The sequence below is a fragment of the Polaribacter sp. genome (genome assembly GCF_039939415.1).
Lineage (GTDB): Bacteria > Bacteroidota > Bacteroidia > Flavobacteriales > Flavobacteriaceae > Polaribacter.
The window spans coordinates 31929-44261 of the sequence record NZ_JBDVJE010000013.1 but is presented as its reverse complement, the minus strand read 5'-3'; the positions used below and the strand labels follow the sequence as shown (position 1 = coordinate 44261).

Below are 12333 nucleotides of genomic sequence, written 5' to 3'. Positions count from 1 at the left end.
CTGAAGAAAGTTTTGATTACACGTTACTATTTATCGGAATTTACTTACTAATTTCATTCGTTTTCTTAATTCGATTTGGAAAAAACTTATTTAAAATTATTCAAAAAATAAGATCGAATGAAACCATTAAACATAAAAAAGCAATTCTAGTTTTAGTAGATAATAAAATACTACCTCATACTTTTTGGAAACATATTTTCATCAATAAAAAACAATATAAACAGGGGAAAATTGAAGAAGAACTTTTTACACATGAGTTAACACATGTTACACAAAAACACTCACTTGATGTTTTACTAATTGAAGTATTACAAATTGTTTTCTGGATAAATCCTCTGTTTATTTTTCTGAAGAAAGCAGTACAATTAAATCACGAGTTTTTAGCAGATGAAACTGTTATTAATCAACATAAAAACACATTTCAATATCAGCATTTATTATTAAATAAAGCTGCTTGGAACAACGAATATTACTTGGCCAGTAATTTGAATTATTCACTTACTAAAAAAAGATTATTAATGATGACAACACAAAGTTCACAAACAAAAGTTTGGATAAAAAAACTAACGGTTATTCCGTTATTAGCAGCTTTTATTTTCCTCTTTGCAGAAAGAGTAGAAGCCCAAGAAATAAGTAAAAAAACAAAAATTGAAGAAAAATTTCAAATACGAAAACACAGTATTGAAGTACCTAAAAATTTTCCAACTACAGGTTTTCAAAAAATAAAAGGAATACAACGTTTTTATGTTTTAAAAAACAATAAAAAAACATTTTACAACTTAGAAGGTCAAATAATAGATTCTAATGGAAAAATATTATCACAGAAACAAGCAAACGCTACTGATATTCTACCTGGACAATATATTACAAAAATTTATTCCCTTGAAGGTGGAATTGTAAGCCGTTTTAAAGACAACATGCCTATTAGCAATACCAAAAATAAAACAAAACTCATAGAAGAGAATCGTCTAAGAGCAAAAAAAGTTTATGATAATTGGCAGAAAAAAGAAAATAGTATTGGAACAATTGAAGACATTCGTCTAAAGTTAAAAAGTGTGAATGCGATAAAAATTAATAAAGATACAATTCCTTCTAATGTAGTAATAAAAAACGAAAAACTATCAGCTACAAAATCTGAAATAAGAGAATACAAAAAGTTATTAGCTAAAGGAAAAAAGGCTAAAATATTTAAGAAGAAAGATGTCCTAAAAATGCAGTATCTGTATAATGTAATGTCCAAAAAACAGAAAAATTCTGTAGAGAATGTTTATCATTTAATTCCACCTCCTCCACCTCCAGTTTCAACTTTAGATTACGTAATAAAAATGGCTAAAAAAGACGCTACTTTTTATTATGAAGATGAAGAAATTATTTCTGATAAAGCAATAGAATTAATTAAGAAAAACAAACATTTAAATATTGATGCAGGAAGTATTCATTTAACAAATCCGGTTGTTAGAATTTCTAAAAAAGCAATTACTTTTAAAAGTATTGATGGAGATAAAAATGGAAAACCAACTTATTATTTAGATGGCAAAATTATATCAGAAAAAGAATTACAAAAATTAAAGCCTGATAATACTAAAAGTATAAATGTTAAAAAAAATAAAGATGGTTCTGGATCAGTTTATATAACAAGTAAAAAGGAGTAATTTAACCAACCTCAACTGAAAAAACCTCGAAATTTCGAGGTTTTTTTATGTAACAAATTCACTTTTAAAACGTTGTATTTATACATTTAAACACAAAACTTTGCTTAAAAAATTCTTTATTACTTGCTCTGGAGCTGATAAAAACATTTTAGAAAACTGTTCTAACGGAGAACAAAACAAATATGGTGGTATTGGTGCCACTGTATTTTTTACAGCAATTATGGCTACAATTGCGGGTAGTTATGCCTTGTTTACTGTCTTTGATAATATATACACATCTATTTTCTTCGGAATTATTTGGGGATTGTTAATCTTTAATCTTGACAGGTTTATAGTTTCTACCATTAAAAAATCTGATTCTAAATGGAAAGAATTTTTACAAGCTTCACCAAGAATTTTATTAGCAATTATTATTGCCATTGTTATTTCTAAGCCTTTAGAATTAAAATTATTTGAAAAAGAAATCAATCAGGTTTTATTAACGGAAAAGAACCAAATGACTTTGGATAACAAAACTCAGATTGCAGCACAATTTACACCTGAAATTGCGAAAATAAATTCAGAAATTGATGCTTTAAAAACAGAAATTCTAGAAAAAGAAAATGTTACTAATGTTTTATATGAAACTTATATTGCAGAGGCAGAAGGTAGAAAAGGAACTAAACTACTAGGAAAAGGACCTGTTTACAAAGAAAAAAGAGAAAAACATGATGCAGCTTTATCTGAATTAAATCTATTAAAAAAAGAGAATTTAGAAAAGATTAGAAATAAAGAATTAACAATTGCTGATTTAAAGAAAGAACAAAAATTAAACGAAACTGAAACACAAACCATTATTGCAAATTTTGATGGATTGATGGCAAGAATAAATGCACTTGGTAAATTACCTTGGTTGCCTTCTTTCTTTATCTTCTTATTGTTTTTAGCAATTGAAACATCACCCATTTTGCCAAATTAATTTCACCAAAAGGGGAATATGATTTTAAGTTAGAAGAACAAGAATCTGCAATTAAAACTTGGGTACAACAACAAGTAACTCAAAGAGAAGAAATGCTAAAAGCAGATATCAATATCAATAAAAAAGTATATGAAGAAATTTCTACTGAAGAAGAAATATATGCTTATAAACAAAAAATGGCTCGCGATTTAATGAAATTGCAAGCCGATTCTTTTTATAAAAAACAACAAAAGATGTTGTAGAAAATTTTAAATTTACCCCGTCATTACGAGGAACTAAGTAATCTCTTTATGAATAAACAGATTGCTTCTCAGTCATTCTTCCTTCGCAAGGACTAAAAACTATTCTTTTTCTGCCATCTTTTTAACATAATCTGTAATAATTACAATTTGAGTAGGCCCAACTTTACCTTCAATATATTTAGCATTTTCATGATCTAAAGAAATTCTACGAACTGCAGTTCCTTGTTTTGCAACCATGCTAGAACCTTTAACTTTTAAATCTTTAATTAAAACCACAGAATCTCCAGCTTGTAAAATAGCGCCATTTGCGTCTCTATGAATTATTTTTTCGCTTTCATCTAAATGATCTCCAGATTCTTTAGCAAAACGTAAATCGTCATCTTCTAAATACATCATGTCTAACAAATCTTGCGGCCAACCTTCTGCTCTTAAACGAGACAACATGCGCCAAGCAACCACTTTTACACCTCTGTGCTCTGACCACATAGAATCGTTTAAACAGCGCCAATGGTTAGCATCTGTTTCTTCTGGATTTTCTATTTGAGTTACACAAGTTTCACAAGCCAATAAACTACCATCTACTCCACCGCCACCAGTAATTGTTGGTTTTACTTCGTAAATTGATAAATTAGTTGTTGATGCACATAATTCGCACTGATTTCCACTTCTGGTTTCTAAATCTTGTTGTAAACTCATAATATTTTTTTTATGACGGCAAAAGTAATATTTTGTTTTGTAAATAAGACTTATTTAAGAGCATCCTTTTTATCAGAATGACCTAAACTTTTCTTGGGTGCAATTTTATCTCTTACTAATTGTTTTAATTCTTTTATTTCCGGAAATCCACCATTTTCTTTTCTACACCAAATTAATGTTTTATTTACATAAATTTTAAAAACACCAACATCAGATGGTTTTAACGTTAACTCGTTAATTTCTGTTTCAAAAGTAGTTAATAATTCTTGCGCCATCCAAGAAGAACGTAACAACCATCTACATTTTGGACAGTATTTTATAGTGATTTTAGTTTCCATTTTTTAAATTTCTAGTGATGTAAATTGAAAAGTATTTCCGTCAAACAAGCCTTTGTCTGACAATTTTAAAGACGGAATTACCAACAATGCCATAAAAGATAAACTCATATAAGGCGCGCGCAATTTACTACCCATTTGCTTTGCCATTTTATCTAACTCTGCATACGATTTACCAATTTCTTCTGCAGGTTTATCAGACATGATTCCTGCAACTGGTAATGAAACAATTTTTTCTTCGGATGCATTTACTGCACAAACTCCACCTCTATTTTCGATGATTAAATTTACCGCTTTACAAATTGCTTCGTCAGAAACTCCGATGGCAATAATATTATGAGAATCGTGACCAACAGAACTTGCAATAGCACCTTCTTTAATTCCGAAATTTTTAATGAATGCAATTGCGGGTTCGTCATTTTGATAACGATTTACAACCGTCATTTTTAACACATCATTTTGGGTATTAGAAACTAAATTACCATATTTAATTAAAGCATCTACTTCTATTTGATTGGTAACTAATTCGCCATCTAAAGCTTCTATAACTCTAATTTTTTCTGATGATGATTCGAATCTAAAATCTGAAACTTCTTTTTTATTGGTGTTAAAATTATTCAACACTTCAAAATCTACAGATTTCACAAAACTTTCTCCGTTTTTAGCAACCAATTCTCCATTGATATACGTTTCTAAAACGTTGAATTTTGTTAAACTATCCACCACAACAAAATCTGCAAAATCTCCTTTTTGTAATAAACCAACATCTAAATTATAATGCTTTACAGGATTTACACAAGCTGCTTGTAACACTTTAAAAACATCAACTCCTTTGGTAACAGCTCTTTCACACAATTGATTAATATGCCCTAATAACAAATCATCTGGATGTTTATCATCTGAACAAAACATCATGTTTTCAAAATATTCTGGCAACAAATCAATTAAAGCTTCAAAGTTTTTTGCGGCAGAACCTTCACGAATAATAATTTTCATACCTTTTTGTAGCTTTTCTAAAGCTTCCTCAAACGTAAAACACTCGTGATCAGTAGAAATTCCGGCAGCAATATATTTAGTAGCATCTTCTCCTCTTACTCCTGGCGCATGACCATCAATAGGTTTGTTGTTATTTTTTGCATGTTGAATCTTTTTTAAAACCTCAGCATCATCCAATAAAACACCAGGATAATTCATCATTTCTGCCAGATATTTAATATCCGGATTTTCCATCATTACCTTAATATCATCCGAGTCTATAATTGCTCCAGCACTTTCAAAAGAGGTTGCTGGCACACAACTTGGCGCACCAAAATTGAATTTTAACGGAACTTTCTTTCCGTTTTCAATCATAAAATCTACACCTTTTACGCCTAAAACATTCGCAATTTCATGTGGGTCAGAAACAGTAGCAACAGTTCCGTGTTTTACAGCAATTTTTGCAAATTCTGAAGGAACCAACATAGAGCTTTCTATATGAATATGTGCATCTATAAAACCAGGTAAAATGTAATTTTCTTGGTTGTGATTGGCTTCTCTAACTTCTAAAATCTTGTTGTTTTCTACTACAACTTCTCCTTTAAAAATTCGTTTATTTTTAATATCAACTATGTTTCCTTGTACAATCATTTGCTTTCTATTTCTAAAACAAATTTACAAAGAATTAAAGGTGATTTAAAGTTTATTTGGGATAGATTACTTGATGCAAAGGGACATCAAAATCGTTAGAATCTTCTATTTGATAAATGGGTTTAAAAAAGTTTACACCTATAAATTGTGCTTCTTCTTTACAATTTGATAAAAAACGATCGTAAAATCCTTTTCCGTAACCAACTCGGTAATTTAATTCGTCTGAAATTAATAACGGAACAAAAATTAAATCGAGTTCTTTTTCGTTTACTTCTTCTCCATTTACAGGTTCTGGAACTCCGTATTTATTAAGTTCTAAAACAGTATCTTTTTCTAAATAAAAATGAGAAAGTGTGTTGTTTTTTAAGTCCGATTTACTAACAACTATTTTAATATTTCTACTTCTAAAAAAATCAATAATTGGTTGTGTGTCAATTTCTTTAAACTTTGTAAGCGATAAAAATAAATGCACAATTTTAATTCCGCCTAAATCTAAATCATAAATTTGTTGATAGATATTTTTCTGAAAATCTTCAATTTGAGCTTCTGTTAGATCTGCACGTTTTTGCTTGTAAATTTTTCTAAGTTCTTGTTTTTTCATTATCATCAAAATACCTTTTATTTTCTAATTTTATCTACTGTAATAATTCTAAAAGTATTTGAATTTACTGTAATTCTAATATTTTTTTCTTCGTTAGAAATATAAAAATTCTTTCCTTTTTTTATGTAGCTTTCTATAACTGTTTCTTGTAAAATCTGCTTAATTAATTTTTGAATTTCATCCTTAGAAAAATCAATTTTTAACTTCTTGTTAATTCTTTGATATACTAATTCTGTATAACAATGTTTTTCTAAAATTTCTATTTTATCAATATTCATTATTTAAAAAATCTACAAGTTTTCTAATTCTGTTTGTAGTTTTTTTTCAATCCTTTTACCACCAAATCGTAAGAGTGATTGATGAGTTCTGTAGCTAAATCATCAGAAACATCACTAGCATTTAATAACACAGTATTCCAATGTTTTTTATTCATGTGAAAACCTGCCGAAATTCCTTCGTATTCTTCTCTTAGTTCAATTGCTCGTTCTGGATTGCATTTTAGGTTGACTTTACTTTCGCCTTGTTCCCAATTATTTAATCCTGTAAGTAAAAATATTTTGTTCATCACTTTAAAAACCAACGTATTTTCATCAAACGGAAAATGTTCTGTTACTCCTTTTTTTGCAATACAAAAATCTCTTAATTGTTCTATGTGCATAAACTGATTTTTAAAACACCTCTTTAATCATAAATTTAAAAGTATCTTTATCTATCAAATTTACAATTTATATTAATAATGAAAACCTTAACAATTCTATCTGTTGTTTTTATTCCGTTGACTTTTTTAGCAGGAATTTACGGTATGAATTTCGAAAACATACCAGAGCTAAAATTTAAATATGGGTACTTTATTTTATTAGGGATTATGATTTTAGTAACTATTATTTCTGTTTGGTATTTTAAAAGAAAGAAGTGGTTTTAATCTCAAAAAATTATTTTATAATTTTATACAAAACAGGTTTACTAGGTGTTGCATCATTTTCAAAAGGTGCAATCATAAGGTTTAATAAATACTCACCATCTTCTACATCATTTGGCACGTAAATAAACTCTGTAATAGTTGCATCCATTCTTAATTCTCCTGCAGTATTCCAAAATGCATTATGAGATAAGAGTCTTCCTCCATCTTTTTCTTTATCTACAGAAGGTAAATCTATCAATAAGTGTTTAATGCCTTTTTCTCTTAAATAAATAGCGGCTTTTTCAGAAAGATAAGTTGGATTTGTGTTTGAATAATCCATACTCTTTTTTTCTTCTAAATTTGGTAAAGTTCTAATTACCACTGCATCTCGTTTTTTGTTTCCTATAGCTGTTTGTAGTTGTTTTACTCCAATTAAAAAGTCTCCATTATGAAATAAAGGAGCAATAGTTACCACTTCTGCTAAAAAAATAAAATATTTTAAATTCTTATTTACAGAATGTACTTCTTTTGTTATATGACCAACACATTCTGTATGTGTAATATGCGAATGTGGATTAAAAGTAATATTGTTAAAATTAACAACAGCGCCATTTGCAACACTTATTTCATATCCTTCTTGAGTTTCAGCAGAAATTTTTGGCTCATCTGTATACCAAGCATTTACATTTTTTTTTGAAATATCTACTGGAATAGAAATATCTATAGGATTAGAAATATTTACTGTTATTCTTCTTGAATTATATTCTACAACTGCTTTCATTTACGCTAAACTTACTTTAGTATCTTTTTAATTTTATTCTAAAATGCTTTTAAGAACCTTTTTATTTACTACTAAAACTTCAAATATAAGTTTTTATAATTAGTAAAAATAGTTGGCTTGCTATTAATATGTTCTTCTAGTCTTTCTTTTAAGTTAATTATTAATTTAAAAAATTATAAGAGTTATAAAAACTAGTTTAGCATAAACAAATCTGATGAAATTCCATCTGATAAAAACTTCCCTTTTTGCGTTGTTTTTAGTATTCCGTTTTCAAGGTACAATAAATCTTGTTTCATAAATTTGTCTGATTGTTTTTCTAAATAAATTCTATATTTTTCGCCAAAATCTTTTGTAATCTTATTTAAAGAAACTCCCCAAACGGTTCTTAAACCCGTCATAACATACTCATTATAGCCATCTGTTTTTGTTAAGGTTTCTCTTTCTATTGGCAACTTATTTTCTTGAATAGATTTAATATATTTAGAATTGTTGTTGATATTCCAACTTCGTTGAACACCATTAAAAGAATGTGCAGAAGGCCCTATACCTAAATAGGATTTTCCCTGCCAATATGCAGTATTATTTTTACTAAAAAAACCTTCTTTACCAAAGTTAGACAATTCGTAATGTACAAAACCAACTTTATCTAATTCTTCTGTTAAAATATTGAATTGTTCTTGAGATTTCTTATCATCTACATTCTTTATTTTCCCTTTTTTTATAAGTGTATCTAAAGCTGTTTTTTCTTCTACTGTTAATGCATAACTAGAAATATGAGGAATACCAAAACTTAAAGCTGTTTGTATGTTTTCTCTCCATTCTTCGTTAGTACAATCTGGAATTCCGTAAATTAAATCTAAAGTAATATTCTTAAAATATTGTGTTGCAATCTCCAAACATTTTTTTGCTTCTACTGAATTATGAGTACGATTCATCAATTTTAAATCCTTTTGATAAAAAGATTGAACGCCAATACTTAATCTATTAATTGGCGATTTTGAAAGTTCTATAATTTTTTCTTCTGATAAATCATCAGGATTTGCTTCTAGCGTAATTTCTGGCTTTTCAATTACGGTGTAATTTTTATAAACAGCATCAATTATAGTTTGAATTTCATCAACATTTAAAACACTTGGTGTTCCTCCTCCAAAATAAATGGTTTCTACAATAGAATTATTAAGTTCATCTTTTCTGATTTCCATTTCTTTTATCAAAGCAGAAATCATTGGTTCTTTTTTCTTTAATGATGTAGAAAAATGAAAATCGCAATAAAAACAAGCTTGTTTACAAAATGGTATGTGAATATAGATTCCAGACAAAACAGTTATCAGTTTACAGTTTCAGTTTGCAGCTAATTGGCTCCAAATTTACTTGGGTTATTAATCATATAATTGATGAGCTTACCAACTTCTCTACTTTCAGAAACTAGGTTGTCAAAAGTTTTTTTATCTAAATACTCACATTTTAAAGCAAATAATAACCAAGTTAAGGTTTCTGAATTCTCTGCATCAGAATCACTTAATTTACTTGCAAAATGTTTTGGATATTGCCTTTTTCTATAAGCTTCAGAAATATTAGCAGAAACACTTCTAGACGATCTTCTTATTTGATCTGTTAACGAATATTTTTCTTCTTTCGGAAAATGTTTTGAAACCTCAAAAATCTTCATTGCTAAAGAAAATGACTTTTTAAAAGCTAATAAATCTGTAAAACTCATATCTTTTATTTTTTACTGCTACTGCTACTGATACTGATACTGCTACTGAAAACTAAATGTAATTTTTAAAGAACACTATTTTTTAACTCGTTTTTCATTCTGCTTTACAAAACTCGCCCAACCTGTATAATTTTTTCCTCCAACAACTTTTCCCGAATTGTAAAAATGACAAACTGCAGCAGCTAAACCATCTGTAGCATCCAAGTTTTTAGGCAATGTTTTTAAGTCTAAAAGAGATTTTAACATCAAAGCAACTTGCTCTTTACTTGCATTTCCATTTCCTGTAATTGCCATTTTTATTTTTTTGGGCAAATATTCTGTAATCGGAATTTCGCGAGACAAACCTGCTGCCATTGCAACTCCTTGTGCTCTACCCAACTTTAACATCGATTGTACATTTTTACCAAAAAAAGGCGCTTCAATAGCAATTTCATCAGGATGATATGTATCTATCAACTCCACAGTTCTTTCAAAAATGAGTTTTAATTTTAGATAATGATCATCGTATTTTTTTAACATCAATTCATTCATTTGAACAAACTCCATTTTTTTACCAACAACTTTTATGATTCCAAAACCCATAATGGTTGTTCCTGGGTCAATTCCTAAAATGATTTTTTCTATCGCCACAATCTCAGATTGTTTTTGTATTTATCAGATAACTTACTGATGATTATTTATTACTTTGCAAATAATGTATAATTCGCTTTCTTACAAAACTAAACAATTCTTTTGGTTGATGATAAAACTATCGATCGTTATTGGTTGTGGATATTTTATTTACACAAAACTAATTGAAAACGAGCAATTAAGTTTTTCTGATTTTTATCAAAATTTGATTAAAAACAACATTTTTTCTCTTAAAAACATCACTTTTCTATTAATTTTCACCATTTTAAACTGGATTTCAGAAATTTTAAAATGGAAAAAATTAGCTTCTTTTACTAAAAAAACTGATTTAAAATCTGCAGCAATTCAAAGTTTATCTTCTTTAACCGCTTCTTTTATTACTCCAAACAGAATTGGAGAATACGGTGCAAAAGTATTGTATTTTGAAAAAGAGAAAAGAAATAAAATTTTAGGATTGAATTTGGTTGGTAATTTTTATCAAATGTTGATGACTTTAATTTTTGGTGTTTTTGGTTTCAGTTATTTTGTTTTTCAGCATAAAATTGAAATTGATTTTCAACAAATTATCGCTCTTTTGATAATAGGAATCCTTGTAATTACACTCTTCTTTTTTGCAGTAAAATATTTTAATGTAAGCAAGTCTTATTTAAAAAAGATACAAACTTTTTTAAAGGAAATTCCACAGAACATTAATATCAAAGTAAGTTTTTTTTCTTTTTTACGATTCGTTATTTTCTCTCATCAGTTTTATTTTTTATTATTGGTTTTTAAAGTTGATCTTTCTTATTTTGATGCCATTTCTGCAATTACTTCTGTGTATTTAATTGCTTCGATAATACCTATGTTATCTTTGTTTGATGTTGTTTTAAAAGGAACCGTTGCTATTTGGGTATTTTCATTTTATAATTTAGAACCACTTACAATTTTATCAATTACATCTATTATGTGGATTCTTAACTTTGTGTTACCTGCAATTATTGGAAGCTATTTTGTGTTAACTTTTAAACCTAATTTTGCAAAATGATTTGGTTTCTAGTTTTGATTTTTAGTTTATATGCATTTCTAATTGTCTCTTTAGCAATTGGCTTTTATAAAGTTGATGAATTTACAGAAACTATAGAAACAAATTCTACTTCTTTTTCTGTAGTAATTCCGTTTAGAAATGAAGCTAAAAATTTACCAGCTTTATTAAAATCAATTTCTGAATTAAATTACCCAAAAGAATTGGTAGAATTCATTTTAATTGATGATGATTCTACTGATAATTCTGTTGATATAATAAGTGGTTTTCAGAATAACATTCAAATTATAAAGAATAGTAGAATATCTAATTCACCAAAAAAAGATGCCATAACAACTGCAATTTCAATTGCTAAAAATAATTGGATTATAACTACTGATGCAGATTGTATTCTGCCTGAAAATTGGTTGAAAATTTTCGATAATTTTATTCAAAAAACAAACCCTAAAATGGTAGTTGCTCCTGTAAACTACAAAGTTAAAAACAACTTTTTAGAACAGTTTCAATTATTAGATTTTATGAGCATGCAAGGAACCACAATTGGTGGTTTTGGTATTCATTTTCCTTTTTTATGTAATGGCGCAAATTTAGCTTACAAAAAGGAAGAGTTTTTAAAACTAAATGGTTTTAAAGGAAACAATAATATTGCTAGTGGAGATGATATTTTTCTATTTGAAAAATTTATTAAATCTGATAAAAACTGTGTTGGTTATTTAAAATCTAAAGAAGCAATTGTTACTACTTTTCCTGTAAAAAATTGGACAGACTTGATAAACCAAAGAACAAGATGGGCTGCAAAAACCGGTAATTTTAGTTCTTTAAAAGTAAAATTGATTGGTTTGTTAGTTTTATTCACAAACTTCTTAGTTGTTTATTACTTGTGGATTGAGTCTATAGAATTATTATTTGTTCCTTTTGTAGTAAAAATGAGTATTGATTTGTTTTTATTTTTACCAACTATTAAATTTTTTAATCAAAAATCATCATTCTTTAAATGGTATGTTTTGGCTAGTTTATTATATCCTTTTTTTAGTCTTTATGTTGTTTTTAAATCGTTTTTTTTTAGATATAATTGGAAAGGTAGACGTTTTAAAAAATAACTTATTCTTTAGCTACTTAAAAAGGTCTGCAAGAAGTTTAGCCCTGATTGAACGGTTTGTTTGAGCTCTTTTG

13 protein-coding genes and 2 pseudogenes are annotated in these 12333 nt (G+C 27.9%); 5 read left to right on the top strand and 10 right to left on the bottom strand.

What is annotated here, in order from left to right:
- On the top strand, nucleotides 1-1652 hold a 1652-nt coding region (locus ABJG40_RS02795), incomplete at its 5' end, for a M56 family metallopeptidase (RefSeq protein ID WP_348023061.1).
- 100 nt (nucleotides 1653-1752) lie between these two features.
- A pseudogene (locus tag ABJG40_RS02790) lies at nucleotides 1753-2852 on the top strand (DUF4407 domain-containing protein).
- Nucleotides 2853-2951: 99 nt separating this feature from the next.
- Here ABJG40_RS02790 and ABJG40_RS02785 read toward each other — a convergent pair.
- Genes ABJG40_RS02785 through ABJG40_RS02760 form a run of 6 tightly spaced genes read right to left on the bottom strand, consistent with a single transcriptional unit; the run spans nucleotide 2952 to nucleotide 6768 of the window.
- Nucleotides 2952-3548 (bottom strand): PhnA domain-containing protein, encoded by a 597-nt coding sequence (locus ABJG40_RS02785; RefSeq protein ID WP_348023060.1) that lies wholly within the window; start codon nucleotides 3546-3548, stop codon nucleotides 2952-2954.
- A 50-nt stretch (nucleotides 3549-3598) separates the two neighbouring features.
- Nucleotides 3599-3886, bottom strand: a complete 288-nt coding sequence (locus ABJG40_RS02780; RefSeq protein WP_348023059.1) for a SelT/SelW/SelH family protein — start codon at nucleotides 3884-3886, stop codon at nucleotides 3599-3601.
- A gap of 3 nt (nucleotides 3887-3889) precedes the next feature.
- Nucleotides 3890-5509, bottom strand: a complete 1620-nt coding sequence (gene ade / locus ABJG40_RS02775; protein WP_348023058.1) for an adenine deaminase — start codon at nucleotides 5507-5509, stop codon at nucleotides 3890-3892.
- Between the two features lie 52 nt (nucleotides 5510-5561).
- Nucleotides 5562-6116: a 5-formyltetrahydrofolate cyclo-ligase gene (locus tag ABJG40_RS02770; RefSeq protein WP_348023057.1), complete on the bottom strand. Its 555-nt coding sequence runs from the start codon at nucleotides 6114-6116 to the stop codon at nucleotides 5562-5564.
- A gap of 11 nt (nucleotides 6117-6127) precedes the next feature.
- Entirely contained in the window at nucleotides 6128-6388 is a 261-nt protein-coding gene (locus ABJG40_RS02765; RefSeq protein ID WP_348023056.1) for a DUF3781 domain-containing protein, read from the bottom strand.
- 23 nt (nucleotides 6389-6411) lie between these two features.
- Entirely contained in the window at nucleotides 6412-6768 is a 357-nt protein-coding gene (locus tag ABJG40_RS02760; RefSeq protein ID WP_348023055.1) for an MmcQ/YjbR family DNA-binding protein, read from the bottom strand.
- Nucleotides 6769-6843: 75 nt separating this feature from the next.
- Here ABJG40_RS02760 and ABJG40_RS02755 point away from each other — a divergent pair.
- Nucleotides 6844-7032, top strand: a pseudogene (locus ABJG40_RS02755) (CorA family divalent cation transporter); the annotation flags it as partial.
- Nucleotides 7033-7042: 10 nt separating this feature from the next.
- Here ABJG40_RS02755 and ABJG40_RS02750 read toward each other — a convergent pair.
- The 4 genes from ABJG40_RS02750 to ruvC form a co-directional block, all read right to left on the bottom strand.
- Nucleotides 7043-7792, bottom strand: coding sequence for a cyclase family protein (locus tag ABJG40_RS02750; protein ID WP_348023054.1), 750 nt, complete (start codon nucleotides 7790-7792; stop codon nucleotides 7043-7045).
- 191 nt (nucleotides 7793-7983) lie between these two features.
- On the bottom strand, nucleotides 7984-9111 hold the full coding sequence (gene hemW / locus ABJG40_RS02745) for a radical SAM family heme chaperone HemW (RefSeq protein ID WP_348023053.1): 1128 nt from the start codon (nucleotides 9109-9111) through the stop codon (nucleotides 7984-7986).
- Nucleotides 9112-9143: 32 nt separating this feature from the next.
- A complete protein-coding gene (locus ABJG40_RS02740; RefSeq protein ID WP_348023052.1) occupies nucleotides 9144-9509 on the bottom strand; it encodes a four helix bundle protein in 366 nt (121 codons plus the stop codon).
- Nucleotides 9510-9584: 75 nt separating this feature from the next.
- On the bottom strand, nucleotides 9585-10139 hold the full coding sequence (gene ruvC / locus ABJG40_RS02735) for a crossover junction endodeoxyribonuclease RuvC (RefSeq protein ID WP_348023051.1): 555 nt from the start codon (nucleotides 10137-10139) through the stop codon (nucleotides 9585-9587).
- Nucleotides 10140-10248: 109 nt separating this feature from the next.
- Between ruvC and ABJG40_RS02730 the strand changes: the two genes are divergently transcribed.
- Complete coding sequence (locus tag ABJG40_RS02730) at nucleotides 10249-11163, top strand: hypothetical protein (RefSeq protein WP_348023050.1); 915 nt, start codon at nucleotides 10249-10251, stop codon at nucleotides 11161-11163.
- A complete protein-coding gene (locus tag ABJG40_RS02725) occupies nucleotides 11160-12260 on the top strand; it encodes a glycosyltransferase (RefSeq protein ID WP_348023049.1) in 1101 nt (366 codons plus the stop codon). The genes ABJG40_RS02730 and ABJG40_RS02725 overlap by 4 nt, the downstream gene beginning before the upstream one ends.
- The last annotated feature ends 73 nt before the right edge of the window (nucleotides 12261-12333 follow it).